This window comes from Pseudomonas sp. D4-21 (assembly GCF_051132125.1).
Taxonomy (GTDB): domain Bacteria; phylum Pseudomonadota; class Gammaproteobacteria; order Pseudomonadales; family Pseudomonadaceae; genus Aquipseudomonas.
The window spans coordinates 391,766-417,350 of record NZ_CP071664.1; the positions used below are offsets into that span (position 1 = coordinate 391,766).

General features: G+C 59.7%; 27 protein-coding genes and 1 tRNA gene. 13 read left to right on the forward strand and 15 right to left on the reverse strand.

Annotated elements, in window-relative coordinates; all coding sequences use genetic code 11:
- Positions 1–34: 34 nt before the first annotated feature.
- The 9 genes from J3Q04_RS01805 to panM all read right to left on the reverse strand — a co-directional run bounded on the left by J3Q04_RS01805 (position 35) and on the right by panM (position 8,388).
- Positions 35–2,269, reverse strand: coding sequence for an ATP-binding protein (locus J3Q04_RS01805; protein WP_434608291.1), 2,235 nt, complete (start codon positions 2,267–2,269; stop codon positions 35–37).
- Positions 2,266–2,874: a biliverdin-producing heme oxygenase gene (locus J3Q04_RS01810; protein WP_434608288.1), complete on the reverse strand. Its 609-nt coding sequence runs from the start codon at positions 2,872–2,874 to the stop codon at positions 2,266–2,268. Before J3Q04_RS01810 ends, J3Q04_RS01805 begins: the two co-directional genes overlap by 4 nt.
- Positions 2,875–3,086: 212 nt before the next feature.
- Positions 3,087–3,494 carry a hypothetical protein gene (locus J3Q04_RS01815; RefSeq protein WP_420766346.1) on the reverse strand — a complete coding sequence of 136 codons (408 nt, stop codon included), beginning with the start codon at positions 3,492–3,494 and terminating at the stop codon, positions 3,087–3,089.
- Positions 3,495–3,555: 61 nt separating this feature from the next.
- The gene (locus tag J3Q04_RS01820) at positions 3,556–3,885 is read right to left on the reverse strand and encodes a DHCW motif cupin fold protein (protein ID WP_420766345.1); all 330 of its coding nucleotides are present in this window, start codon (positions 3,883–3,885) and stop codon (positions 3,556–3,558) included.
- A gap of 117 nt (positions 3,886–4,002) precedes the next feature.
- A tRNA-Phe gene (locus tag J3Q04_RS01825) sits at positions 4,003–4,078 on the reverse strand.
- A gap of 102 nt (positions 4,079–4,180) precedes the next feature.
- The gene (locus J3Q04_RS01830) at positions 4,181–4,453 is read right to left on the reverse strand and encodes an oxidative damage protection protein (RefSeq protein WP_039592693.1); all 273 of its coding nucleotides are present in this window, start codon (positions 4,451–4,453) and stop codon (positions 4,181–4,183) included.
- Positions 4,450–5,517: an A/G-specific adenine glycosylase gene (gene mutY, locus J3Q04_RS01835; RefSeq protein ID WP_434608285.1), complete on the reverse strand. Its 1,068-nt coding sequence runs from the start codon at positions 5,515–5,517 to the stop codon at positions 4,450–4,452. The genes J3Q04_RS01830 and mutY overlap by 4 nt, the downstream gene beginning before the upstream one ends.
- Entirely contained in the window at positions 5,514–7,739 is a 2,226-nt protein-coding gene (locus tag J3Q04_RS01840; protein WP_434608282.1) for an AsmA family protein, read from the reverse strand. Before J3Q04_RS01840 ends, mutY begins: the two co-directional genes overlap by 4 nt.
- Before the next feature lie 250 nt (positions 7,740–7,989).
- Positions 7,990–8,388, reverse strand: coding sequence for an aspartate 1-decarboxylase autocleavage activator PanM (gene panM, locus J3Q04_RS01845; protein WP_434608280.1), 399 nt, complete (start codon positions 8,386–8,388; stop codon positions 7,990–7,992).
- A 260-nt stretch (positions 8,389–8,648) separates the two neighbouring features.
- On the opposite strand from panM, the gene J3Q04_RS01850 reads away from it, so the two are divergent.
- The 6 genes from J3Q04_RS01850 (at position 8,649) to hisF (ending at position 13,636) form a co-directional block, all read left to right on the forward strand.
- Entirely contained in the window at positions 8,649–10,310 is a 1,662-nt protein-coding gene (locus J3Q04_RS01850) for an OFA family MFS transporter (RefSeq protein WP_434561140.1), read from the forward strand.
- 280 nt (positions 10,311–10,590) lie between these two features.
- Positions 10,591–11,184: an imidazoleglycerol-phosphate dehydratase HisB gene (hisB, locus tag J3Q04_RS01855; protein ID WP_024778052.1), complete on the forward strand. Its 594-nt coding sequence runs from the start codon at positions 10,591–10,593 to the stop codon at positions 11,182–11,184.
- Positions 11,184–11,822 (forward strand): imidazole glycerol phosphate synthase subunit HisH, encoded by a 639-nt coding sequence (hisH, locus tag J3Q04_RS01860; RefSeq protein WP_434608276.1) that lies wholly within the window; start codon positions 11,184–11,186, stop codon positions 11,820–11,822. The genes hisB and hisH overlap by 1 nt, the downstream gene beginning before the upstream one ends.
- Positions 11,822–12,076, forward strand: a complete 255-nt coding sequence (locus tag J3Q04_RS01865; protein WP_030141479.1) for a DUF2164 domain-containing protein — start codon at positions 11,822–11,824, stop codon at positions 12,074–12,076. Before hisH ends, J3Q04_RS01865 begins: the two co-directional genes overlap by 1 nt.
- Before the next feature lie 42 nt (positions 12,077–12,118).
- Positions 12,119–12,856, forward strand: coding sequence for a 1-(5-phosphoribosyl)-5-[(5-phosphoribosylamino)methylideneamino]imidazole-4-carboxamide isomerase (hisA, locus tag J3Q04_RS01870; protein WP_434561136.1), 738 nt, complete (start codon positions 12,119–12,121; stop codon positions 12,854–12,856).
- Positions 12,857–12,865: 9 nt separating this feature from the next.
- On the forward strand, positions 12,866–13,636 hold the full coding sequence (gene hisF, locus J3Q04_RS01875; RefSeq protein ID WP_420766339.1) for an imidazole glycerol phosphate synthase subunit HisF: 771 nt from the start codon (positions 12,866–12,868) through the stop codon (positions 13,634–13,636).
- 30 nt (positions 13,637–13,666) lie between these two features.
- On the opposite strand, the gene J3Q04_RS01880 is transcribed toward hisF, so the two are convergent.
- Positions 13,667–15,166, reverse strand: a complete 1,500-nt coding sequence (locus tag J3Q04_RS01880; protein ID WP_434608272.1) for a trypsin-like serine peptidase — start codon at positions 15,164–15,166, stop codon at positions 13,667–13,669.
- Positions 15,167–15,378: 212 nt separating this feature from the next.
- On the opposite strand from J3Q04_RS01880, the gene J3Q04_RS01885 reads away from it, so the two are divergent.
- Positions 15,379–16,134 carry a substrate-binding periplasmic protein gene (locus J3Q04_RS01885; RefSeq protein WP_420766337.1) on the forward strand — a complete coding sequence of 252 codons (756 nt, stop codon included), beginning with the start codon at positions 15,379–15,381 and terminating at the stop codon, positions 16,132–16,134.
- A gap of 140 nt (positions 16,135–16,274) precedes the next feature.
- On the opposite strand, the gene J3Q04_RS01890 is transcribed toward J3Q04_RS01885, so the two are convergent.
- The 4 genes from J3Q04_RS01890 to gpmI form a co-directional block, all read right to left on the reverse strand.
- Positions 16,275–17,054 carry a divergent polysaccharide deacetylase family protein gene (locus J3Q04_RS01890; RefSeq protein ID WP_434608269.1) on the reverse strand — a complete coding sequence of 260 codons (780 nt, stop codon included), beginning with the start codon at positions 17,052–17,054 and terminating at the stop codon, positions 16,275–16,277.
- Position 17,055: 1 nt separating this feature from the next.
- Complete coding sequence (locus J3Q04_RS01895; RefSeq protein WP_434608266.1) at positions 17,056–18,372, reverse strand: S41 family peptidase; 1,317 nt, start codon at positions 18,370–18,372, stop codon at positions 17,056–17,058.
- 32 nt (positions 18,373–18,404) lie between these two features.
- Positions 18,405–19,697 carry a murein hydrolase activator EnvC family protein gene (locus J3Q04_RS01900; protein WP_434608264.1) on the reverse strand — a complete coding sequence of 431 codons (1,293 nt, stop codon included), beginning with the start codon at positions 19,695–19,697 and terminating at the stop codon, positions 18,405–18,407.
- A gap of 272 nt (positions 19,698–19,969) precedes the next feature.
- Positions 19,970–21,499 carry a 2,3-bisphosphoglycerate-independent phosphoglycerate mutase gene (gene gpmI, locus J3Q04_RS01905; protein ID WP_434608262.1) on the reverse strand — a complete coding sequence of 510 codons (1,530 nt, stop codon included), beginning with the start codon at positions 21,497–21,499 and terminating at the stop codon, positions 19,970–19,972.
- Between the two features lie 152 nt (positions 21,500–21,651).
- Here gpmI and J3Q04_RS01910 point away from each other — a divergent pair, with 152 nt between their 5' ends.
- From J3Q04_RS01910 to secB, 3 genes are read left to right on the forward strand one after another with little or no spacing between them, the layout of a single operon-like run.
- On the forward strand, positions 21,652–22,065 hold the full coding sequence (locus tag J3Q04_RS01910; protein ID WP_434608261.1) for a rhodanese-like domain-containing protein: 414 nt from the start codon (positions 21,652–21,654) through the stop codon (positions 22,063–22,065).
- A 1-nt stretch (position 22,066) separates the two neighbouring features.
- Positions 22,067–22,321, forward strand: a complete 255-nt coding sequence (gene grxC / locus J3Q04_RS01915) for a glutaredoxin 3 (protein WP_434608259.1) — start codon at positions 22,067–22,069, stop codon at positions 22,319–22,321.
- Between the two features lie 38 nt (positions 22,322–22,359).
- The gene (gene secB / locus J3Q04_RS01920; protein WP_420766331.1) at positions 22,360–22,842 is read left to right on the forward strand and encodes a protein-export chaperone SecB; all 483 of its coding nucleotides are present in this window, start codon (positions 22,360–22,362) and stop codon (positions 22,840–22,842) included.
- A 145-nt stretch (positions 22,843–22,987) separates the two neighbouring features.
- Here the strand turns inward: secB and J3Q04_RS01925 are convergent, their stop codons facing one another.
- Positions 22,988–23,443: a tRNA (cytidine(34)-2'-O)-methyltransferase gene (locus J3Q04_RS01925; protein WP_434608257.1), complete on the reverse strand. Its 456-nt coding sequence runs from the start codon at positions 23,441–23,443 to the stop codon at positions 22,988–22,990.
- Here J3Q04_RS01925 and J3Q04_RS01930 point away from each other — a divergent pair.
- From J3Q04_RS01930 to J3Q04_RS01940, 3 genes are all read left to right on the forward strand, one after another.
- Positions 23,442–23,882, forward strand: a complete 441-nt coding sequence (locus J3Q04_RS01930) for a hypothetical protein (protein ID WP_434608255.1) — start codon at positions 23,442–23,444, stop codon at positions 23,880–23,882. The genes J3Q04_RS01925 and J3Q04_RS01930 overlap by 2 nt on opposite strands.
- Before the next feature lie 531 nt (positions 23,883–24,413).
- The gene (locus tag J3Q04_RS01935; RefSeq protein ID WP_014717988.1) at positions 24,414–24,716 is read left to right on the forward strand and encodes a transposase; all 303 of its coding nucleotides are present in this window, start codon (positions 24,414–24,416) and stop codon (positions 24,714–24,716) included.
- An 8-nt stretch (positions 24,717–24,724) separates the two neighbouring features.
- Positions 24,725–25,549: an IS3 family transposase gene (locus J3Q04_RS01940; protein WP_434611621.1), complete on the forward strand. Its 825-nt coding sequence runs from the start codon at positions 24,725–24,727 to the stop codon at positions 25,547–25,549.
- Positions 25,550–25,585: the final 36 nt, after the last annotated feature.

The following is a 25,585-nucleotide window of genomic DNA, read 5'->3' on the forward strand; positions in this document are numbered from 1 at the left end:
TCGGTTTCCAGTTCGTTAGGGGGCGGTGGCCGGCTCAATCGATTTTCGGCACGGTGAAGCGGAATTCGCTGCCTTTGCCTGGCTGGCTTTCGGCCTGCAGTTTACCGCCATGAGCCTGGACAATCCCCTTGGAAATATAAAGTCCGAGGCCGGTGCCGTTCGGGTTGCCGTCCTTGGTGGTCCAGTAACGGTCGAAAACATGAGGCAGTTGTTCTGGCGCGATGCCCTCACCAGTGTCGCGGACACTGAATACGATCTCATCGCCTACCGACATTGCGCTGATACCTACGCTACCTTTCTGCGGCGTGAACTTGATGGCATTGCCAATCAGATTGGACAGCACCTGGAACAATCGCTCCGGGTCCGCGTTGATCCTGAGGTTGGGTTCGGCGTGGAAAGAGATATCGATGGCCTTGGCAGAGGCCAGCGGCGTCAGTAATGAACACGCGTCTTCGAATATCTGGCTCACGTCCATCGGCTTGGGGTGGATGGTGTAGCGGCCGGCGTCGATGCGCGAGGTGTCGAGAAGGTCTTCCAGGAGCGAATTCATACGGCTGGCGGCCTGCTGCATGGTATCGATGGCCGAAGAAATTCGCTTCGAGCTGTGGGAGCCATCGGAGCTGAAAGCCTTTTGCATCATGCCGCACAGCATGGAAATGACCGTCATCGGGTTGCGCAAATCATGGGACACGACTGCAACCAACTCATCCCGGGCCTGCACCGCCTGGCGCTCCTTGCGAACTTGCCGTGCCAAGTCGTTTTCCAGGGCCGAGCGCCGCAGGTCGTTGGCGGCGAATACATCGCCATGGCTCCATTTGGTACTGATGCCCCCCATTTCGACTTTCCAGATTTCGAACGACGTCCTCGGGCGTAAGCGTAGTCCGGTCGCGCTTTGCTCCAGGTCGAGGGGTTTTTGAGGGTCACCGCTCCAATTGATGGTTTGCTTGACCTCGGGGCGGAACCACAGCACGCCATTTTCCACTGGCTTGGGCAGATGAATCGCCAGCACACCGCTCGCAACCTCCGGATAAGCCTTGGCCGGCGCGAAAATTTCGCCCAGGTTATGGTGAGCAAAAACCGGTTGGTCGGTTTCCATTATCCATTTGTGCAATTCACGAATCTGCTCCGGTTCCGGGCACTGTCCGTGCCGATGCAGCTTGTTGTCCTCGATGATCGCAACGCCATTGGCCCCGGTGAGTTCCATCAGACGCTGTGGGTCGTGGGACAGACTGTCAAAGACGTTTTCGCTGGATTCGGCCATGAGAGTGGCAAGCGCCCCGAGGTCTTCGAGCTTGGCGTCCCGTTGCCCTGCCAGTTCAAGAGCCTCCATCGCACTGATCTGCAGTGAGAGGATCTGGCCGATCGTCTGACAGGCCATGCGCATTTGGTGGGGAACATGCAGCGGCTGGCGGTTGCCGCAGCTGATCAATCCCCATAATTGCTCGCCTTTCATCAGCGAGATGCTCATGGATGACAACACGCCCATGTTCTTCATGTATTGACGGTGAATCGGCGAGACGCTGCGCAGCGTGGAAAAGCTCAAGTCCAGTGGCGCCTGCGTATCGGGGCGCAGCTCGGGCATCAGCGGTACCGGCGTGTAGTCGGCGTTGGGGATGATGCGCAACCAGTTGGTGCGATACAGCTCGCGAGCCTGTTCCGGAATGTCCGATGCTGGGAAAAACAAGCCCTTGTAGAGCTCCATCGAAGGCGCGCTGGCCTCGGCAATGACTTGCCCGTGGCCTCCTTCCTCGAAACGATAAATCAGGACGCGGTCGTATCCGGTCATGGCCTGGATCTCCCGCACGCTGATTTCGTACAAAGCCTGGAGCGTTTTCGCGCTTTGCAGACGCTGCAGCATGCGGCCCAGGTTGGCCTCGCCATTGACGCCCTCGGGGCGGTAGTCGGTCAGGTGCTGTTCCAGTTCGACAACCAAGGCGCCCTGATGGCGGTGGATCAGGGCGTCGAAGCGCTGCTGGTTCACTACGATGTCGAGCGGAACGTTGTCTCTTTCAGTTTCGGTGCGGAAAGCTTCCAGAAGGGTTGCGGCCTGTTCCTGCCCAAACAGTGCATCCAGGGGCAGACCGAGAAGCTCTTGAGGATCATACCCTGTCAGTTGTTGCGCGTTTGCGCTGACCTGGCGGATCACGAAATCAGGCTCGGACAGCATCAGCAATACGCCGTGAGGCTGGATGGCCCCGGGGAAGCGGATCGGTTCGTCTGCGCAATTGGCCAGCAATTCTTCGAAGGCTTCTTGGTTTTCCGGTTTCATAACAGAACCTCCTGACTGGCCAGCCAGCGTTCAAAACAGATGAATGTCGCCTTGGCAGCGCGTGTGGCTTCGAGCGTCTGGTCGTCGCCAAGGTTCCGGTCACCTAGATACTGAAGAAAATCCTTCCAGCGCCGGCCGGTAAGTTCTCCATAAACGTCGAGGAAAGCGGCACCGCTGGATGAATCAAGACCTAACTGTTCGGCCACCCTGCGTCGCAGGATCTGTCCGCCCAATGTTGCGCCTTCCAGCACATAGGAAACGCCGAGGGCGGCGGCCGGAGAATCAATCTGCGGCAGGAGTTGGCAGACGGGCAGCGAGTCAATCGCCATTTCGTCCAGACCCAGCGCCATGAGATCCGCTCGTAGCACCGGCAGCTTGATGCGTAGGGATTGGTCCAGCCCCGTCGGCGTCAGCGCGAGAATATGGAGGCGACGTTCCAGTGGCTCATAAAAACCGTGGTATGCCGCTATCAAGCGCCGGTACAGGCCTAGATCCAGTTGCTCCGAGAAAAACGGCAAGCGTTTCTCCAGGGCAATGTGCAGTTCAGCGGTTTCAGTCCGCAATGCCTGGATCAGGGAGGGCGGAGGGGCGGACGGTGCAGGCATGCAGAATGAAGCTCTTTGAGTGAAGCGTTGCAGAAAAAAACGCATCAATCTTACACAGGTTTATTGGGTGGGCGATCGTCAATAGCCCGCTTTATTGTTCGGGCAGCATGCCGGTCTGTCGCTCCTGGTATTGGCCGGCGAAGAGGTGTTCATTACCTCCACGGCGGGGGTCCAGCCGTCGGGCGTAATCCACGACAGGCTACGCCGTAAAATCAGGCTTGGCCTTGGCTCAGTGCTTGGGATGCGGCCACATAGTCGGCTTGGAATTGCTTGCTTTCCACCCAATCCAGCGCGGTCTGCTCATCGACACCCGTGGTCAGGCGACGGTACTCGATCAATGCAGTGATGATGAAGTCGGTGGCCTCTTCTTCGCCCTCCTGTTCCAACACGAGCGCCAGCAGCGGATGTGCCAGGAATGCTTCGCACATGGCTTTCTGGCTGACCTTTTCGGCGGCGCTCATGAGTCGGAACAGATCCGACAAGTCCACGGTTTCCAAGTCGATGCGCTCATCGTTCGGGTCAAGGAAATCGTTTGGCGCAGCAGCACGCTGAATGCGGTTGTTCTTGGCTTTCGCCTTCGCGCGCTGGCTGCGTTTGTGCTGTTTGTTCGCCGATGACATGGTCGGATTCCTGATGGATAAGACGATCTATCCTACAGCTTCGACGCGGACGCTTCGAATCTCAATCGACTATGAAGAGCGTGGCCCCTGATGAAGTCGAAGACCGATGGGGCTCGGCCTGGTCCGCCACCTGGTAGCTCATGCCTGGCTTGAGCAGAAATTGCCGGCCGTCTTCGAGCTCGGTATCGAGCTCGCCCTTTAGGCAAAACAGGATATGGCCCTTGGTGCACCAATGGTCGGCCAGGTAACCGGCGGTGTATTCCACCATCCGTACCCGAATGCTCCCGAACTGCCGCGTTCGCCAATAAGCGGTTCCGGTAATGCCCTTATGCTCGGTGGGCTCGATGGTGGACCAATCGGTGGTGCCGAAGGGGATGCCAGTGATGTCCATTTCGACTCGCTTGCTGGAGGGGAGCGGACGAATGTAGCTGAGTCGATAGGGCGGCGGAAGAAAAATCCAGGCAATAAAAAAACCCCGATCAATTTCTTGATCGGGGTTTTCGGTATTTGGTGCCCAGAGACGGAATCGAACCGCCGACACGGGGATTTTCAATCCCCTGCTCTACCGACTGAGCTATCTGGGCAACGGGGCGCATTAAACGGGTTTTTCAGGGGGGCGTCAAGCGAGTTATCAAAAAATATTTAATTATTACCGTCGCTTACGATTCGCCCCCGCTCTGGAAGGCTTATTCGGACGGCGGCACGTAGCCTTCGGCCTTGGCGTATTCTTCGCCGGAAAAGAACTTCTCCATCTCGCCTTGAAGGTATTTGCGATCTTCGGCGTTCATCATGTTCAGGCGTTTTTCGTTGATCAGCAGGGTCTGGTGTTTCTGCCAATCGCCCCAGGCCTTGGCCGAGACGTTGTCGTAGATGTCCTGGCCTTTGGCGCCCGGGAACGGCGCGCGTTCCAGGCCTTCCAGTTCTTCTTTGTACTTGCGGCACATGATGGTGCGGGTCATTGCAACTCTCCTGCATTCAATACGGCGGCCGCGCGTTCGAGCAAGGTTTTGACCGGGGCGGCAAGGCCCAGGCGCGGCGGGGTGGCGAGGTTATACCAGAGCCAGTCGGCCTCGGCCACGTGGTGGCCGGTTTCCCGGACCCGGACCAGCCAGGGTTCGATTGCCAACTGGAAGTGGCTGAAGGTGTGTATCAGGTCTGGCATTGCCTGTTGCGGGCCCAGCTCCAGGGAATGTTGCAAGGCCAGGTGCTGCAGATCATCCAGGCCATCGAGTTCCGGCAGACTCCACAAGCCGCCCCATAAGCCGGTGGATGGGCGACGGTAAAGCAAGATGGCGCCCTCGCGATTGGCCAGCATGGGCATCAAGGTGCGCTTCTTGGGCACTTCCTTGCGTGGCTTGGGAATCGGGTAGCGGGTTTCCAGGCCCAGCATATGCGCCTCGCAACCTTTTTTGAGCGGACACAACAGGCAACTGGGCTTGCTGCGGGTACACAGCGTGGCCCCCAGGTCCATCATCGCCTGGGTGTAAGCGTTGACGCGGTCTTGCGGCGTGAAGCGCTCGGCGGTGGCCCATAGCTGTTTAGCAACCTTGGGTTCGCCCGGGTAGCCTTCCTGGGCGGTGAAACGCGCCAGCACCCGCTTGACGTTGCCATCGAGGATCGGTGCCCGCAGGTCCATGCTGATGCTGGCGATGGCGCCAGCGGTGGACAGGCCGATCCCCGGCAGTTCGGTGAGCTTTACCACATCCCGGGGGAATTCCCCGGCGTATTGCTCCACGACGATTTTCGCTGTTTTCTGCAGATTGCGTGCACGGGTGTAGTAGCCCAATCCGGTCCACAGATGCAGCACTTCATCCTCCGGCGCGTCGGCGAGAGCCTGGACCGTTGGCAGGGCGGCCATGAACCGGTCGAAGTAATTGAGCACGGTGCTGACCTGGGTCTGCTGCAGCATGATTTCCGAGACCCACACCCGATAAGGCGTGATGCCCTGTTGCCAGGGCAGATCGTGGCGTCCATGGCGGTCGAACCAATCCAGTACCGCGGCGGAAAACTGCTCGGATGTCATCGCTTGAACAGCCCCTTGAGCGCGTCTTTGAGCTCAGGGCTGACTTTGTCGCCCAGCTTCTCGTCAATCTTGTCGCCGAGGCGGTCTCCGGCCAGTTTCGCCGCGACCTTGCCCAGCCCATCGTTGTCCAGGCGGCAGGCTTTGGCACCCAACTCCAGCGGGCCGCGGCAGCGCAACGGCCACTCGACGTCGACGTAGCGTTCGTTGACCTGGCAGGCAGGGTCGGGCATGTCGCTCTTGTCGCCTTCGACGATCACGCCGACGCGGTAGTCCATGCCCAGCACGCGCAGGTCGATGTCGCCGTTGCCGTTGACGGTCATGCCGGGAATGCGGACTTTCAGGTCTGGGTTGTGGGCAACGCCGTTGGTGAAAGTGAGGTTGCCGTTGAGCTGCTGGAACGGCGTGTCCTTGCCGCGAGGTTCGCCAGTGAGTGACTTGCGGTTCAGCGTGGCGATGCCTTTGCACAGTTGCTGTTCAAGATTGGCATTGAGCAATACGCCATCGTTGATGACGAAACCGGCCGTGCCATTAAGGCTATCGATCAGGGCTTTTTGGCTGTTGCCGTTGGCGGTGATCGCGCTGTTGAGCGTGACCAGACCCTTGACCGGCGGATTCTTGCCTTGGCTTTCGATGATTTTCTCTGCCGGCACCCGGTTGATGCGGGTTTGCAGGCTCAACTGTGGCGTAGGCTGCCGTACGTCCAGGGTGCCCTTGGTTTCAAAGTTGCCGCTGTACAAGTCGCCGCGCAGGTTCTCCAGAGTCAACAGGCCACCCAGGCCGGTCGCCTTGAGCGCGGCGTTCTGGATCGGCAGTTTGTCGAGGGTCAGTTGGCCGAAGGTCAGGTCGGCATCGATGTCCAGCTTGCTCAGGCGCTCCACCGGAAACAGCCGATCATTGCTCCAGGCGCCTTGGGTTGGAGCGCTTGGCAGGGGTGTGCTGCCGGCGCCGGCCATGGCACTGGCCTCGGTGTTGCTGACTTCGGCCTCGCGGGCTGCCTTGGAGCTGTCGGCTTCGGCGGACTTTGGCGGCAGGTAGCGGTCGACGTTGAACGTATCGGCCTTGAGCTGCACGCGCAGGGCCTGTTTGGCAAAGTCTTCCACAGCGATACGGCCGCTGAAACTGCTGTCGTCGACCTTCAAGTTGATGTCGTTGAGCTCGACACTGTTCGGCGTGCCGGCAATGCGGCTCGCCAGTTCGACCTTGCTCAGGCTGCCCTCCGCCATGGCTGGCAGTTTTTGGCCAACGCTGTCGACAAACTTTGCCAAGTCGAATTGAGCAATCGAAATGCCGCCATTCAGTTGTGGTGTCTTGTCGAGGTCGTTGACCTTCAACTCGCCCAGTGCACGCAGTTGGTTGAGGGAAAGCTTGATCCCGGTCCACTCGGCGACGTTTGCCGCTTTATCCAGGGAAAGTTGCCCTTGGGCCGCGAAACTCACGGTCTTGCCCTGCAAGGGATCGCCGGTGGCTTCGCCGGACAGCTTCAGGTCTTCGAACCGATAGCGCTGCAAAGCGCGTTCGAAGCGCAGTTCGCCAGTGACCTCGGTGCGCACGCGGACGGCCGGCTGGTTGCTGGACAGGAACGCCGTGAGGGTAACCGGGATGTTGGTAGCGTCATGGATCGGGCCGGTGCTCAACTGGATGCTTTCGGCACTGAACTGCTTGCCGGTCTGCTCGTCGGTGTATTCCACTCGGGCGTTGTTCACGGTCAGGCTGTCGATGTCCAACCGTGTTGGCTGGGCCGGCTTTTCTGCCGGTGCGCTGGCCGGCGGGGTGGATTGTTCGACGGGCGTTGGTGCTTCCTGGGTGGATGCGGAGGTGGGCGCCTTGCCGATATCTTCCCAGTTGCCGTGGCCGCTCTTGTCACGGTTCAGGCGTAGGTTCAGGCCTTCGACCCGGACATCGCTCATCTGCACTTCGCGGCGCAGCAGCGGCATCACCCGGACAGACAGCCCGAGCATCTGAAGGTCGGCGAAAGGTTGGGTTGGGTTGGCCAGGGTGGCGACACTGGCTTCGTGCAGTTCCAGACCCAGCCATGGGAACAGGCTCCAACCGATGTCCCCATTGAGTGTCAGCTCGATGTGGGCTTTATCGCGGGCTATCTGGCGGATCTCTTCTTTATAGTCGTTGGGATCGAAGAGGTGGGTCAGGGCAAAGCCCAGGGCCACAATGATCAGCAACAGCCCGAGAAGTACCAGACCCAGGATTTTGCCGAACGCTTTCATGGGCGAATCCTTATAGGTTGAGTTCAAATTTTGCCAGGGAGTATAACGTCCCGGGTCGGTGGAGCGTTGAGGGATCGATTTTTCGAGCTGCCGTTACCCGGCCAGACACGGCCCCGTGGCGAGGGAGCTTGCTCCCGCTGGGCTGCGAAGCGGCCCAAAACCAGGCGAATCGGTATGCCAGGCGCGCCGTGGATTCAGTTTTTAGGGAGCTACGCTCCCAGCGGGAGCAAGCTCCCTCGCCACAGGGGCGCTAGTCGACATCCAGCGGTAATTTCAATTTCGCCGCCAAGGCCTGGGCTTCCAGATGCCCGGCAGGCGCCTGCAGTCGCAGCTCGGCGTTGCCTTGCTCAGCCATCCTCCGGGCTTCGCTCACCAGCCGTTCCGCCACGCCCCGGCGGCGAGTGACGTTTCGCACGCATAGGTGGGACAAGCGCCAGACGTTCTGGTGCCGTTGCAGTCGTGCTGCGCCGAGCAGGCGATCGTTGAAGCGTGCCGCGATCAACGAGCCTTCCTCGAGACATCTCTCTATGAGTCGCGCGGCGTCGCTGAACGGCTCGAACAGCCAGACCGGCGCGTCCCGATAGATTTTCTGCAGATCCTGCTCGTCCTGACGAGTGGCTTCATTCAGGTGCTCGACAACGATGGGCATGGAAATTCCTGAAAAATAAACGAATTGCCCCCTACAGAAAGTCAGCAGAGGCGCGATAAGACGAGTGAGAGAAAAAAGGTGATAGCACTTTGGTTTTTCTGTCACGAGCAAATGTTAACCTTTGTCGGTTCGTCCGTCCTTCTGCGACGTGATGTCGCACTAAAATGGAGCTTCACCACAGAATACAGTCATGCCTGCGTGCAAGAAGGCTGAGGGTGAGGTGTGGCTGGCGAACCATTCCAATAACTGGGGGATACACAATGAGCACGAGCATCACGGCGGACGGCATCGCCGACCAGCCTGCGTTCCTCTCCAAGGAACGTATCATCGCCAAGCCCGGATTCAACCGGTGGCTGGTTCCACCGGCCGCGTTGGCCATCCACCTCTGCATCGGCATGGCCTATGGCTTCTCGGTGTTCTGGTTGCCACTGTCCAAGGCCTTGGGTATCACCAAGCCTGTCGCCTGTGCACCGGATATGAGCTTTATCTCGCAAGTCTTTTCGTCCCAATGTGACTGGCCGATCTCCATGCTCGGCTGGATCTACACCCTGTTCTTCATCTTCCTGGGCTGCTCGGCAGCCATCTGGGGCGGCTGGCTGGAACACGCCGGGCCACGCAAGGCCGGCGTTGTTTCGGCATTGTGCTGGTGCGGTGGCCTGCTGATTTCCGCGTTGGGTATCTATACCCACCAGATCTGGCTGATGTGGGTCGGTTCCGGTGTGATCGGCGGCATTGGCCTGGGCCTGGGCTATATCTCGCCAGTCTCGACGCTGATCAAATGGTTCCCGGACAAGCGCGGCATGGCGACCGGCATGGCGATCATGGGCTTTGGTGGCGGTGCGATGGTCGGTGCTCCACTGGCTGCGGCGCTGATGAGCCATTTCGCTACGCCGACCGAGGTGGGTGTCTGGCAGAGCTTCCTGGTGATGGCCGCGATCTACTTCGTGTTCATGATCGGTGGCGCCTTGTCGTACCGCGTTCCGCCAACCGGTTGGAAGCCTGAAGGCTGGACCCCGGCACCGAAGAAAGCCGCGAACGCGATGATCACTCATCGTCACGTTCACGTGAACGTTGCCTGGAAAACCCCGCAGTTCCGCCTGGTATGGCTGGTGCTGTGCCTGAACGTATCCGCCGGTATCGGCATCCTGGGCATGGCTTCGCCACTGCTGCAGGAAGTGTTTGGCGGCAAACTGCTGGGCAACGACCTGCCTTTCGGTCAGCTGGACGCCGTGCAACTGGGCCAGATCGCTGCCATTGCGGCCGGTTTCACCGGTCTGTTGAGCCTGTTCAACATCGGTGGCCGGTTCTTCTGGGCGTCCTTCTCGGACTACCTGGGCCGTAAAAACACCTACTTCGTGTTCTTCGCATTGGGTGTTGCCCTGTACGCGTTGATCCCGAACCTGGGTCACTTGGGCAGTATCGCGCTGTTCGTGGCGGCGTTCTGCATCATCCTGTCGATGTACGGCGGCGGTTTCGCAACCGTGCCGGCCTACCTGGCGGACCTGTTCGGTACGCAAATGGTTGGCGCGATCCACGGTCGTCTGCTGACGGCGTGGGCGGCGGCAGGCGTGCTGGGCCCGGTTCTGGTGAACTACTTGCGTGAATATCAGCTGAGCATCGGCGTCGAGCGTGCCGCGGCCTATGACATCACCTTGTACATCCTGGCCGGCCTGCTGGTGCTGGGTTTCCTGTGTAACCTGATGGTCCGTCCGGTCGCCGACAAGTATTTCATGACCGACGCCGAACTGGCCGCTGAACAGGCGCTGGGCCATGACAAGGGCGCCGACAGCACCACTTCGCTGGAATGGAAAGCCGCGCCGGGCACCAAGCCTTTGGCAATCGCCGCCTGGCTGGTGGTGGGCATTCCGTTGGCGTGGGGTGTGTGGGTGACCCTGCAGAAGACGGCGGTGTTGTTCCGTTAAGACCGTTGCCCTGATCATCAGGTCAGGGCAGCCCTTGTGGGAGCGAGCTTGCTCGCGAAGGCGGTGTATCAGTCAACGGTAATGTCGACTGGCACACCGCTTTCGCGAGCAGGCTCGCTCCCACAGTTGTTTATGGGCATGGCTTAGACTTGTATGCACATGTCTATCGCCGACAGCCCGGTTTTCAACCCGTCAGTGATGTCACCTCTTTTGTTTCTGTTTGCCGCTCGCGCCCCTATAATGGCTGCCTTTTTCGCCCAATGATTTTGCGGAGCTGGTGATGGCCGAACGTAAGGCGTCTGTCGAGCGCGACACTCTGGAAACCCAGATCAAAGCCTCGATCAACCTGGATGGCACCGGAAAGGCCCGGTTTGATATCGGCGTGCCTTTTCTTGAGCACATGCTGGACCAGATCGCCCGTCACGGGCTGATCGACCTGGACATCGTCAGCAAGGGCGACCTGCATATCGACGACCACCACACGGTGGAAGACGTCGGTATCACCTTGGGCCAGGCCTTCACCCAGGCCATCGGCGACAAAAAAGGCATCCGTCGCTACGGCCATGCCTACGTGCCGCTCGATGAAGCGCTGTCGCGCGTGGTCATCGACTTCTCCGGCCGCCCTGGCCTGCAAATGCATGTGCCGTACACCCGTGCCACCGTCGGCGGCTTCGACGTTGACCTGTTCCAGGAATTCTTCCAGGGCTTCGTCAACCACGCCAACGTGACCCTGCACATCGACAACCTGCGCGGGCACAACACCCATCACCAGATCGAAACCGTGTTCAAGGCCTTTGGCCGCGCGCTGCGCATGGCGGTGGAGCTCGATGACCGCATGGCCGGCCAGATGCCTTCCACCAAGGGCGTGCTGTAATGCAGACGGTCGCGGTTATCGATTACGGCATGGGCAACCTGCACTCGGTGGCCAAGGCCCTCGAGCACGTGGGCGCCGGCAAGGTGCTGATCACCAGCGAAGCCGATGTGATTCGCGAAGCCGACCGCGTGGTGTTCCCCGGTGTCGGCGCGATTCGTGATTGCATGGCCGAGATTCGTCGCCTGGGCTTCGACAAGCTGGTGCACGAAGTCAGCCAGGATCGGCCGTTCCTCGGCATCTGCGTGGGCATGCAGGCTTTGCTCGATCGCAGCGAAGAGAACGATGGCGTCGATTGCATTTCGCTGTTCCCCGGCCAGGTAAAGTTTTTCGGCAAGGGCCTGCATGAGGATGGCGAACATCTGAAAGTCCCGCACATGGGCTGGAACGAAGTGAAGCAGGCGGTCGATCATCCCCTGTGGCACAACATCCCGGACCTGGCGCGCTTCTACTTCGTGCACAGCTACTACATCGCCGCCGGCAACGCGCGGCAGGTGGTGGGCAGCGGTCACTATGGCGTCGATTTCGCCGCGGCCCTGGCCGATGGTTCGCGCTTCGCCGTGCAGTTCCATCCGGAGAAGAGCCATACCCATGGCCTGCAGCTATTGCAGAACTTCGCCGCATGGGACGGACGCTGGTAATGGCACGCAAGAAACCGCCGATCCTCACCCTCACGCCTGAGCAGGAAAGTGAAGCGAACCGCAAGATCCAGCGGTTCATGGAGGAACGTTTCGAGCTGGACCTGGGCTCGTTCGAAGCGGCGGAAATTCTTGACCTGTTTACCCGCGAAATTGCTCCGCACTATTACAACAGGGCGATTTTCGATGTGCAGGCGCACCTTAAAGAAAGGTTCGAAAGCATTGAAAGCGACTTGTGGGCGCTCGAGAAAAACTGATTCCCGAGCCAAGCTGAATACTCGTATTTAAGGGTTTGCCAGATGCTGATTATCCCCGCTATCGATCTCAAGGACGGCGCTTGCGTACGTCTGCGCCAGGGCCGCATGGAAGACTCCACGGTGTTTTCCGATGACCCGGTGAGCATGGCCGCCAAGTGGGTGGAGGGCGGCTGCCGTCGCCTGCATCTGGTTGACCTGAACGGTGCTTTCGAAGGCCAGCCGGTCAATGGCGAAGTGGTCACGGCCATCGCCAAGCGCTATCCGAACCTGCCGATCCAGATCGGTGGCGGCATCCGCTCGCTGGAAACTATCGAGCACTACGTCAAAGCTGGCGTGAGCTACGTGATCATCGGCACCAAGGCCGTGAAAGACCCGGCTTTCGTCGCTGAAGCCTGTCGCGCGTTCCCTGGCAAAATCATCGTTGGCCTGGATGCCAAAGACGGTTTCGTCGCCACCGATGGCTGGGCTGAAATCAGCTCCGTGCAGGTCATCGATCTGGCCAAGCAGTTTGAAGCCGACGGCGTGTCCTCGATCGTTTATACCGACATCGCCAAAGACGGCATGATGCAGGGCTGCAACGTACCGTTCACCGCTGCGCTGGCCGCTGCCACCAAGATCCCGGTGATCGCTTCCGGTGGCATCCATAATCTGGGTGACATCAAGTCGCTGCTCGACGCCAAGGCACCGGGCATCATCGGCGCAATCACCGGGCGTGCGATCTATGAGGGCACCCTCGACGTCGCTGAAGCGCAAGCTTTCTGCGATTCCTACAAAGGCTGAGGACTGACCATGGCGCTGGCCAAACGCATCATCCCTTGCCTGGACGTGGACAACGGCCGGGTGGTCAAGGGCGTCAAATTCGAGAACATCCGTGACGCCGGCGACCCGGTGGAAATTGCTCGCCGCTACGACGAGCAGGGTGCCGATGAGATTACCTTCCTCGACATCACGGCCAGTGTCGATGGCCGCGATACCACACTGCATACCGTCGAGCGCATGGCCAGCCAGGTGTTCATCCCGCTGACCGTGGGCGGCGGCGTGCGCTCCGTTCAGGACATCCGCAACCTGCTCAATGCCGGGGCGGACAAGGTGTCGATCAATACCGCCGCGGTGTTCAACCCCGAATTTGTCGGTGAAGCAGCGCAGCACTTCGGCTCGCAGTGCATCGTCGTGGCCATCGACGCGAAGAAGGTTTCCGCCCCCGGCGAAACCCCGCGCTGGGAAATCTTCACCCATGGTGGGCGCAAACCCACGGGGCTGGACGCTGTTGAATGGGCAAAGAAAATGGAAGCCCTGGGCGCCGGTGAGATCCTGCTGACCAGCATGGACCAGGACGGCATGAAAAACGGCTTCGACCTGGGCGTCACCCGCGCCATCAGCGATGCACTGGGCATTCCAGTCATCGCTTCCGGCGGTGTCGGCAACCTGCAGCACTTGGCTGACGGCATTCTCGAAGGTCACGCCAGTGCGGTATTGGCGGCGAGTATCTTCCACTTCGGCGAGTACACCGTGCCGGAGGCCAAAGCTTATATGGCGCAGCGCGGTATCTGCATTCGATAGGTTTCTTCATCGAAAACAGCCCGGTGCCTGTCAGAGTGTCGGGCTGGTCTCCTGCCGGCTTGTGGCAGGACTTAGCAAGTCTTCCCTGGGCTTGGATTCCTGATTCATTTTGTCGTAAGCGATGCTGCAGAATTTCTGCGGCAGTTCTTCGTTTTCGAACAAATAACCTCTCTGGTCATAGGGTTCGTACTCTTGCGCTTCAGTGCAGTCTGTCGTTTCCGGCGGGCCGAACTTGATGGCGTAGGTATGGTATTGATCCTCGGATTGTTCCAGTGCGACTCCGATGCCCGCGTAGATCGACAGATTTGGCTGGGCTGTCGGAGCGCCGTCCAGGATTTCTACCGGCAGCGAAAGGGTAGTGAGTGGCTCTGCCGGTCCCGAGGAGTCAACACCAATAATGCATAGGAAATAGACGCCTGGCTGAGTGCCGATATCAGTGTCTATAAACGCGTCGACCGAGCTGATTGGATCGCTATAGTTTTGGCCGTTTTCGCAGTGCTTTGCGGTACGAACTGTCTTGTGGCGATAAAAGGCAGTGCTGATCTTGAAGCGGTAGTTCCAAGTCGGGATTGCTATGGTCCCGTCAGGCTGTTTTACAAGACGCTGATACCGCGCCGGGCTGTTTTTTTCCAGGTCAACGGAAAATGACGGGTAAAGCGCGCAAGATGCCGTCACGTCCTTGACCAGATGGCCTTGCACGAAGCACCCGTTGAGAAAAGCCGTTGAAGTTCCATAGTGGTTGTCGGGGATTGGTTTATAGCCACTGTTGGTGCGCATACAAGGCACATACCATTCGCATGGGGTGAAGCCCTCGGGTGTGGCACTGGTGTTCAGCACACCGACAATCTCGTTGGTGTAACGATCAAGGATGGGGCCTCCTTCACTGCCTCCCGCCAGATCCGAGCATTGATTCATTATGTTGTTTCGCCAGACAAACTGACCTTTGATGACCTCGTCGGCAGATTGCAGTGTGCACGCGGCCATGCGCAGTGTGTTCTTTGGAAAACCCAACGAGGCTCCTACCGTCAACACATCGGTTCCATCAGTCGGCTGTCCCTGGGCCAATTTCAATGGTTTTATACCGGCCCTGATGAGTTCCTGAAGGCTGACGTTCAGCTCGATGATAGAAAGATTGGTGCCATGCATACTCCGCCATGCCACTTTTTTTACCGGGTAGATCTGGAATAACAAGGTGTCAGCGAAGTAACTGAAATAGATGTGGCCGCTTATGGGGGTGTCCGTCATGTTGCTTTCGTCGATTTGCCTCGTACAGAAACCCGTGGTGACCACATAGGCGGGCGTTGGTCCGGCCACAGTGGAATCCTGAGTATCGAGCAGTGTGGCGGTGCAATAACTGTCGGTATACAGCCGACCGATGCCTCGCCAATGGTCATATTTGCCATCCGCATTTTCCAAGACCCTGGACGCTGCGAAGTTTTGCAGGCCATCGCCATAGTCCTTGCTGTGAGCAATACCTTGCAAAGCCGACACGCACAGCACGGCCATTAAGGGAAATAAGATCGATCTCATAAAACGCTGCCTCTGATTAAATGAATAGAAACCGGTCAGGCCGGTGTTTCAATTAACCAGAGCGCGCCTGTTGGCTGGCGGTAACTAATTACCTCACCCTTGAAGGCTGGAACCTCTAGCCTGAAAGGTTGAGCCGGCGGCAAGTAACGACCGTAGACATGATTGCGGCCCTGAGGCACTCTTGGCTCGCCATGGATCTTCGGTAGTCAGACATGTTCAGACGTTTGGTTTTCTTTCTTGCCGGCACCGTGCTGTTGTTCATCAACGGGGCGCAGGCTCAAGAACATCGCGATGTCGGCGTGGTATTGCTGACGGAAAATTTCCCGCCATACAACATGGCCAAGAACGGCAAGAACTTCGCCCAGGACGAAAACATCCATGGCATCGCCGTGGACATCGTGCGCGAGATCTTCAAGCGCGCCGACATTACTTACAGCCTGACATTGCGCTTTCCTTGGGAACGAATCTACAAGCTCGCCCTGGAGAAACCCGGCTACGGGGTGTTCGTCACGGCGCGGTTGCCGGAGCGCGAGAAACTCTTCAAATGGGTCGGCCCTATCGGCCCGGACGACTGGGTCATGCTAGCCAAGGCAGACAGCAAAATTGCCCTAGACTCGCTTGAGCAGGCGCGTGAATACAAGATTGGCGCCTACAAGGGCGACGCTATTGCCGAGACATTGGCCAAGCAAGGACTCAAGCCTGTCGTCGTGTTGCGCGATCAGGACAACGCCAGGAAGCTGATCAGCGGCCAGATCGATCTGTGGGCCACCGGAGACCCGGCCGGGCGTTACCTGGCGCGGCAGGAAGGAGTTAGCGATCTCAAGACCGTGCTGCGATTCAACAGTGCCGAGCTGTACCTGGCGTTGAACAAGGACGTGCCGGACGATGTGGTTGCCCGACTCCAAGCGGCCCTGGACGAACTGCGCAAGGACGGTACGGTGGACGCGATCATGGCGCGGTATCTCTAAGCACTTCACCCGCCGCGCGGCCGCCATCGCGAGCAGGCTCGCTCCCACAATGGTTCTGCATCGGGCACAAGGTTTGTGTTCACCGCAGATCCCCTGTGGGAGCGAACTTGCTCGCGATGGCGGCGACGCGGTTACCGTCGCTACCGATAAACCCCATCTTTCCCATGCCCGGCCATTGCTCGGTTGCTGCGCAGGCTGATCATCGATTTTATGTCGATCCATTCGATGCCCTGAGCCTTGAGCTTGGGTAGTTCGCGTTCGAGTACCGCCAGGGTCTGTGGGTAGGGGTGGCCGATCATCACGGCCGAGCCCTGCCGGCGGGCCAGGTCGATGGCGGTCTGGAGCTGATGGGCGATGGCTGCTTCGGTGCGCTCGTCATCCAGGAACACATCCCGCGACACGCTGGCGAGGCCGATTTTCTGGGCCTCGGCGCCGGCGACCGTCTGGGCGCTGGTGCGGCTGTCGACGAAAAACTTGTGCCGCTGTTGCAGGTTCGCCATCAACCACGCCATGGCCCTGGGTTGGGCGGTCATGCGGCTACCCATGTGGTTGTTGACGCCGCTGGTATAGGGCACTGCGGCAAACGCGGCGTCCAGGCGCTTGCCCAGTTCTTCGACAGGGAGTTCCGGATGCCAGGCGAACGGCCCGTTGGCCGGGTCCATGGGCATGTGGAGCATGACCAGTTTGCCGGCGCGATGGGCTTCGCGGGCCAGTTCGGCGGCATGGGGTGTGTCGGGCATGATCGCAGCGGTGACGGGCCCAGGGAGGGCCAGTACCCGGAGATCCCGAGGCAGATTTTGCCCCAGGTCGTCGATGATCAGGCTCAGGTACGCCTTATGCGGCGAAGAAGGTGTAGCGGGCGCCGCGTTAACGGCTCCCGCCAGCAGGCACAGCAGGACGAAGGTAAACCGCCGGAACATCTCAGCGGCCGGAAGTGATGTTCAACCCCTTGAGCAAGCTCAAGGCCTGGGCCAACTGATAGTCGTCGTCCTGCGGCATTGGCTTGGCCTTGGCACCGGAACCGGTCGGCTTGTCGGCGCCGCCGTTGCCATTGCCCAAGTGACCTTGCAGGTCGGCTTCCTTGAAGTATTCGCTGTCCGCTTCGCTGGTGATCTTGGCCTTGCGCACTTCGATGTCCGGAACGATGCCCTGGGCCTGGATGGAGCGGCCGTTAGGGGTGAAGTACAGCGCGGTGGTGATCTTCAACGCTCGATCGTTGTTCAGCGGCAACACGGTCTGCACCGAGCCCTTGCCAAAACTGGTGGTGCCCATGACCACGCCGCGTTTCTGGTCCTGCAGGGCGCCGGCGACGATTTCCGAGGCCGAGGCACTGCCGCCGTTGATCAGCACCACCAATGGCACGGCTTCGCTCAGGTCGTTGCCAGTGGCCGAGAAGCGCAGCTCGGAATTGGCAATGCGCCCCTTGGTGTAGACGATCAGGCCCTTGGTGATGAAGTGATCCACCACCTCGACGGCCGATTGCAGTACGCCGCCGGGGTTGTTGCGCAGGTCCAGAACCAGCCCGTTGAGCTTCTTGCCGTTGTCCTTGCGCAACTTGGCCAGGGCCTTGGCGACCTCTTCGCCGGTCTTGACCTGGAACTGCGTGATGCGGATGTAGCCGTAGCCCGACTCCAACAACTGGCTCTTCACGCTCCTGACCTGGATGACCGCTCGCGTGAGGGTCACGTCGAATGGCGTGCCGCCGTCGCGCACCAGCGTCAGGGTGATTTTCTGGCCGATCTTGCCGCGCATCTTGTCTACGGCTTCGGTCATGCTCTGGCCGCGTGTCGGCTGGCCGTTGATCTTGACGATGAAGTCACCGGCCTGGATGCCGGCCTTGGAAGCGGGCGTATCGTCGATTGGCGAGACGACTTTGACGAAGCCGTCTTCGCTGCCGACTTCGATACCCAGGCCGCCGAACTCGCCACTGGTGCTTTCCTGCAACTCGGCAAAATCCTCCGGCCCCAGGTAGGCCGAGTGCGGGTCAAGGTTGCTGAGCATGCCTTTGATGGCGTTTTCCAGCAGCTGTTTGTCATCCACGGGCTCGACGTAGGCAGCCTTGATCCGGTCCATGACCTCGGCGAAGGTGCGCAGTTCGTCCAGCGGCAGCGGAGCCTTGGTGGTCGCGGCGGTGGCGGCGGGTGCCGACGGGGCCGTTTCGGCGGCGAAGGCCAGGGGCGCGCCGATCACGAGGGCGATCGTCAGGGCCAGCGAGGTGAGGCGGGACAAATGCAGCATGTCGAACGAACTCCTTAATAGGATGGGCGCGCTTATCCTTGCGCACGACACCATTGGGCCGGGTCGCTGGGGCGACCCTGCTGACGAATAGCGAAATACAGTGCTGGCGTATCCTGCCCGCCACTGTTGCCGACCGTGGAGATGGACTCGCCGGCCTTGACCACATCGCCCGCCGCCTTGAGCAGCGTCTGGTTGTGGCCGTACAGGCTCAAGTAACCGTTGCCGTGGTCGAGAATCACCAACAGGCCGGCGCCGCGCAGCCAATCGGCAAACACCACGCGCCCGCCATGCACGGCGTGCACCTGGCTGCCGGCGGAGGCGCTGATCATCACGCCGTCCCACTTGGTGCGGGTATCGTCGCCGCGGGTTTCACCGAAGCGCGCAAGCAATCGACCATTGACCGGCCATGGAAGTTTTCCCCGGGCCGAACCAAAAGCACCGCCGAAGGTTTCTCCACCGCTGGAAACCAGCGTGCCGGGGCTCGATTTTGCAGGTTTGCGCGGCGCGTCGCCGGCGTCCGCGTCGGCCTGGGCTTCACGTAAACGCTTTTTTTCGGCTTCCTGCTGGGCGATCAGCGCTTTCTGGCGCGCTTCTTCAGCCTCTCGGGCCTGGCGGGCCAGTGTTTCCTCGATCGTCTTCAAGACGTTGGCCAGTTCGGCCTGGTCTTGCTCGCGGGCCTTGAGCTTGCTGTCGCGGGCTTTCACATCGTCATTGAGTTTGGCCAGGGCAACCTGGCGCTCCTTGCGGACTTTCTCGAGTTCTTCGCGCTGGGTGTCGAGACTGCTTTGCTGGACCAGCAATTGGGCTTGCTGCAACTCGATGTCTTTTTCGACATTGGCCAGTTGGCGCAGGGTTTCGTTGAAATTCTTGAGCTGTTCCAGGCGTGCCTGGCTCAGGTAGTCGTAATAAGTGAGGGTGCGGGCGAATTTCTCGGGGTTCTGCTGGTTGAGGAGCAGCTTGAGGTATTCCTGGCGACCGTTCTGGTAGGCCGCTCGGGCCTGGATCGCGATCAGCTTTTGCTGTTCAGTGCGCGCGCTCTGGAGTTTTTTTTTCTCTCCATCGAGCCGTTGCAGCTCGGATTCGCTTTTCTTCAGCTCTTTCTGCAGGGCCTCGACCTGCTTCTCCAGCTTGCCCATCTCGGTCTCGGTGCCGCGCAAGTCCTTCTGCACACTGGATTTTTCTTCCTGCAGCTTGCCCAGCAGTTTCTTCAGCTCGGCGATGTCCTGGCGCGTGGCTTCCAACTGCTGTTGGGTTTGCGCGCGCTCGTCGGCGAAGGCCGGTTGGAGCAGGCAGGTCAGGGCAAGGGCTATCAGGACGCGGAGCATAGAGGCGGGTGGCACCAGGGAAAGGGACGGCCTAGTATGCCCGCCCCACGCTGCAAAAAAAACGCCCATTTAGGGCTGTGTGATAACTGGCCGAAAAAACACCAAACCCCAATGTGGGAGCGAGCTTGCTGTGGCGAGGGAGCTTGCTCCCGCTGGGCTGCGAAGCAGCCCCTCGACAGTAGATCAGGCCAGAAGCCTTTGCGATGGCTGCGCCATCGAGCGGGAGCAAGCTCCCTCGCCACACAAGCTGTGCTCAAACCTGCGACGCTTCGTCAGACCAGGATCGAAGTCCCGGTCATCTCCGCCGGTTTCTCCATGCCCAGCAACATCAGCATGGTCGGTGCCACGTCAGCCAGCACGCCGCCGTCGCGGACCTTGAAGTCGCGCTTGCCGACATAAATGAACGGCACCGGCTCGGTGGTGTGGGCGGTGTGGGCCTGGCCGGTGGACTCATCGGACATTTGCTCGACATTGCCATGGTCCGCCGTGATCAGGGCTTCGCCGCCTACTTTTTCCAAGGCGTCGACGATGCGACCCACGCAGGTGTCCAAGCATTCAACGGCCTTGACCGCCGCCTCGAACACGCCGCTATGGCCCACCATGTCGCCGTTGGCGTAGTTGACCACGATTACGTCGTAGCGCTGGTTCTCGATGGCATCGACGATGCGGTCGGTCACTTCCGGCGCGCTCATTTCCGGCTGCAGGTCATAGGTGGCGACTTTCGGCGAGGGGATCAGGATGCGTTCTTCGCCCGGGAAGGGTTCTTCACGGCCACCGGAGAAGAAGAACGTCACGTGGGCGTACTTTTCGGTTTCGGCGATGCGCAGCTGGGTCTTGCCGTTTTTCGCCAAGTAGTCGCCCAGCACGTTGTCCAGGCTGCCGGCGGCAAAGGCGGATGGCGCGGGAATGCTGGCGGCGTATTGAGTCAGCATCACGAAGCCGGCCAGTTTCGGCTGGCGGGCGCGGTCGAATTCCTTGAAATCATCTTCGACAAATACGCGGGTCAGTTCGCGGGCACGGTCGGCACGGAAGTTCATGAACACCACGGCGTCGCCGTCTTCGACTTTTACCGGCTCGCCGAGGGTGGTGGCCTTGACGAATTCGTCGCTTTCGCCGCGTTCATAAGCCGCTTGCAGACCCTCTTGCGCGGTGGCGGCATGGAATTCGGCATTGCCGTCGACGATCAGGTTGTAGGCCTGGGCGACGCGGTCCCAGCGATTGTCACGGTCCATGGCGAAATAACGGCCGATCAGGCTGGCGATCCGGCCCTTGCCCAACGCCTTGAAGGTGTCGTCCAGTACTTTGATCGACGACTCGGCGCTCTTGGGCGGCGTGTCGCGGCCATCGAGGAAGGCGTGCAGGTAGATGTTCTTGGCGTCGCGCTTGGCAGCGAGTTCGGCCATGGCGACCAGGTGGTCCTGGTGGCTGTGCACGCCGCCGTCCGACAGCAGGCCCATGAAGTGCACGGCCTTGCCAGCGGCCACTGCTTTGTCCACGGCGGCGCAGATGGTGGGGTTTTCGAAGAAGTCGCCGTCGCGGATCGACTTGGTCACGCGGGTGAAGTCCTGGTAAACCACGCGGCCCGCGCCGAGGTTCATGTGGCCGACCTCGGAGTTGCCCATCTGCCCGTCCGGCAGGCCGACGTCCATGCCGCTGCCGGAGATCAAGCCGTTCGGCACGGTGGCCCACAGGCGATCGAGCACAGGCTTCCTGGCCGCGTATACGGCGTTGGATTCGTGGCTGTCACTGTGACCGAAGCCGTCCAGAATCATCAGGACCAAAGGTTTAGGCGTGGTAGTCATGGAATCCACTCGTGGCTGGTTAAAAGAAGACGATGGAAAAGGGACGGGCAGTTTAAAGGTAAGTTCCGGTGCCGTCACCGCCGGGCGGGGTTTGGCCGGCCTTGCGTGCTGTGTATACTGGCCGACATTTTAACGCCCTGGAACCTCCTTCGATGGTTGCTCACCTGATTGAATTTGCCACTAACCACTACATTCTCGTCGGTATCTTCGTCGTACTGCTGGCTTTGCTGGTTGCCCACACGATGCAGGGCGGCGGTCGCAGCCTGAGCACTGGCGAGCTGACCGCGCTGGTCAACAAGGACGCCGGCGTCGTGGTCGATATTCGTCCGATCAAGGACTACGCCGCCGGTCACATTGTCGGCGCGCTGAACATCCCTCAGGACAAACTGGTCGCACGCGTAGGCGAACTGGAAAAGCACAAGGCCAAGACGGTAATCCTGGTCGACGCCCAAGGCCAGCAGGCCGGGACCCTCGCCCGCGAACTGATGAAGTCCGGCTTCACCGCCGCCAAACTGTCCGGTGGCGTTGCAAGCTGGAAAGCCGACAATCTGCCCCTGGTGAAGTGACATGCCCCACGTTGTTGTCTATTCCAGCGATTACTGCCCCTACTGCTCCCGAGCCAAGCACTTGCTCCAAAGCAAAGGCGTGGCTTTCGAAGAGATCAAGGTCGACGGCAAGCCGCAACTGCGCGCCGAAATGACCCAGAAGGCCCGGCGTACTTCCGTGCCGCAGATCTGGATCGGCGGCACTCACGTGGGCGGTTGCGATGACCTGTATGCCTTGGAGCGCGCCGGCAAGCTTGACGCGCTGCTCAAGGCTTGAATTCCTTATCAATAGAACTGAAGTAAGAAGGATCTGCGATGACTGACCAACAGAACACTGCTGCCACTGAAGAAGAAGCCGCACCGCAATTCTCCTTGCAGCGCATCTATGTCCGTGACCTGTCCTTCGAGGCCCCGAAAAGCCCGGCGATCTTTCGTCAGCAGTGGGAGCCGAGCGTGGCCCTGGACCTGAACACCCGTCAGAAAGCCCTGGAAGAAGATTTCCACGAAGTGGTGCTGACCCTGTCCGTGACCGTGAAAAACGGTGACGAAGTGGCGTTCATTGCCGAAGTCCAGCAAGCCGGTATCTTCCTGATCAAGAACCTCGACGCCGCTTCGATGAGCCACACCCTGGGCGCCTTCTGCCCGAACATCCTGTTCCCTTACGCTCGCGAAACCCTGGACAGCCTGGTGACCCGCGGTTCGTTCCCGGCCCTGATGCTGGCTCCGGTGAACTTCGATGCTCTGTACGCACAAGAGCTGCAGCGCATGCAAGAGGAAGGCGGCGCGACCGTTCAGTAATCCGTTCCATAGCCAGGCACAAAACCTGTGGGAGCGAGCCTGCTCGCGATAGCGGTACGTCAGTCAGCAGTGAGTTGACTGATACACCGCTATCGCGAGCAGGCTCGCTCCCACAGGGGTTTCTGGCCCGGGATTGTCAATCTTGTTACCGGAAGCCGTTCTGCCGCCACGCCTCGTAAACCGCCACTGCTACGGTGTTGGACAGGTTCAGGCTGCGGCAGCCTTCGCGCATCGGCAGGCGCAGGCGCTGTTCCGCCGGCAGGGCGTCGAGCACATCGGCCGACAGGCCGCGACTTTCGGGGCCGAACAGAAACGCATCACCGGCAACGAAACTGGCGTCATGAAACGGCCGTGAACCCTTGGTGGTGAACGCGAACAGACGTGGGTGCCCCAGGCTTTCCAGGCAACTGGCGAGGTCGGCGTGCCGCTGCAAAGTGGCATACTCGTGATAATCGAGGCCCGCGCGGCGCAGGCGCTTGTCGTCCATCTCGAAGCCCAGCGGTTCGATCAAATGCAGGTGGCAGCCGCTGTTGGCGCACAGCCTGATGACGTTGCCGGTATTGGGCGGTATTTCCGGTTGAAAAAGGATGACGTGAAACATGCACGGCTCCGCAGATAAAGATGAGCGGCATTCTACGCCGCAAACCGACCGACGTTCGAAGCTATTGCCTCGGGTGCTGGGCTCGCTGGCGATCTTCGGCATGATGGTCGGGCTAATGATCGGCCGTCTGACCACGCCTGACCCCAGTGCGCTGCAACAGATCGAGGCGGGCGATGGGGTGTTGGTAGCCTGGTTCAACAATGAACCCAAGCTCCACGGGGAAATCGTCGACGGCTCCGTGGCGCTGTTGTTCCAGGCCGAAGGTCGACCGCAGAAGGGCCAGCTCAAGCTCAACGGCAAGGACGTGAATTGGCGGGTGCGGTTGAGTGACAAGGGGTTGTTGCTGACGCTGGTGGCGGCGCGTCCGTTGCGAGGGGAATGGGCCGGCAGCGAAGTCGATGACCGCTGGCGGCTGGAGATCCGTCTCCAAGAGCAATAAAAGAGGGAACCCCCGGCCTGCCTGTACCAAGGTTCCCAAAACGGGAGGGCTCGCGCTTGGCGCAGAGCCCTGGGTGTAAAGAAGGGAAACCTTGACCTGCCTGTATCAAGGCCCCCAAAACAGCGGGCTCGAGAGCCCGGTATAAAAGAGGGGAATCCCCGGCCTGCCTGTACCAAGGTCCCCAAAACTGGGTAGTGACCTAGCTATTGCAGGGGGCGTGCCAGTTTTAAACGGCTTGTCACGAAAACACTGCTGTGAATGAGCAAAGCCCCGTATTCCGGGGCTTTGGCTTTTGTGTGGGCTGGTTTTCCTAGCATGGTCCACCGGCTTTTGGCTTGTTACAGTGGGGCAATTGCAGCCCGCAGTGCATTGAAGCGGTGCACAAAACCTTTAAAAGCATCGCGAGCAGGCTGCTCCCACAGTAGCTCTGTGTCGTTCCCAAAACCTGTGGGAGCGAGCCTGAACTGGCCTAATGATTTTGGACACTTCAATCGGGCGCTATGATAGCGCCCAAATCTGAGGTGTTTGGATATGCGTAAATCTTATTCGAGTGAGTTCAAGCTCAAGGCTGCCAGCATGGTGCTGGATGAAGGCCAGCCGGTTACCGAGGTCTGTGCCAGCCTAGATATCGGCCCCACTGCTCTGCGCCGCTGGGTCGATCAAGTGCAAAAAGAACGCCTGGGTTCGACCCCGGTAGGGGCCAAGGCGATTACTGCTGATCAGCGAGAAATCCAGAGGCTCAAAGCCCTACTCAGGGAGAAAGACCTGGACATTGAAATCCTAAAAAAGGCCAGTGCTCTCCTGCTTTTGGACGCCAAAGATCATTCACGCTGATCGATGAGCTGGACGAGCAATACGGCGTTAAAAGGTGTTGCCGGGCGTTTGGGATCAACCGCAGTAGTTTCTACGCCTGGCGCCAGCGCCAAGGCAGAGCAAATCCTGAACGGGACAAGCTCAAAGCCGCGCTGGTCAGGCACCACAGGGCGTCCAGAGAGTCGGCCGGCGCACGTACTTTGTCCAAGGAGCTAAAAGCCAAAGGGCATCGTATCGGACGTTATATGGCTCGCAGTTTGATGCGCGAAGCTGGCATCGCTAGTCGTCAGCGCAGGCGCCATAAGTACAAGTCGCCGGGCGTTGAGGCATTGGTGGCGCCGCACGTGCTCAAGCGAAAATTTGATGTAACGGCGGTTAACCAGGTGTGGTGTGGCGACGTGACTTACATCAAGGTCGGCAAGCGGTGGATGTACTTCGCCGCCGTTCTGGATCTGTACGCTCGGAGGATCGTGGGTTGGTCGTTCTCGATGATTTCTGATGCCAACCTGACCTGCGAAGCGCTACGCATGGCGGTTGAGCTACGCGGCCACCCCCAGGATGTGTTGTTTCATTCAGACCAAGGTTGTCAGTACACCAGTCATAAATTCCGAAACGAGCTTGTGAAACACGGGTTTAGGCAAAGTATGAGCCGTAAAGGCGAGTGCTGGGACAACGCCCCCATGGAGCGTTTCTTTGGTAGTTTGAAATCAGAGTGGGTTCCTGAAACGGGCTACAAACTGGAACATGAGGCCCGGGCAGACGTGCAGCGCTATGTCTCGCGCTACAACATCAGCAGGCCTCACAGCTACAACGACTACCGGTCGCCGGTCGCGAAGGAAAGGTTGGCGGCGTGAACCTTAATCGGTGTCCAAGATTACTTGACCAGTTCA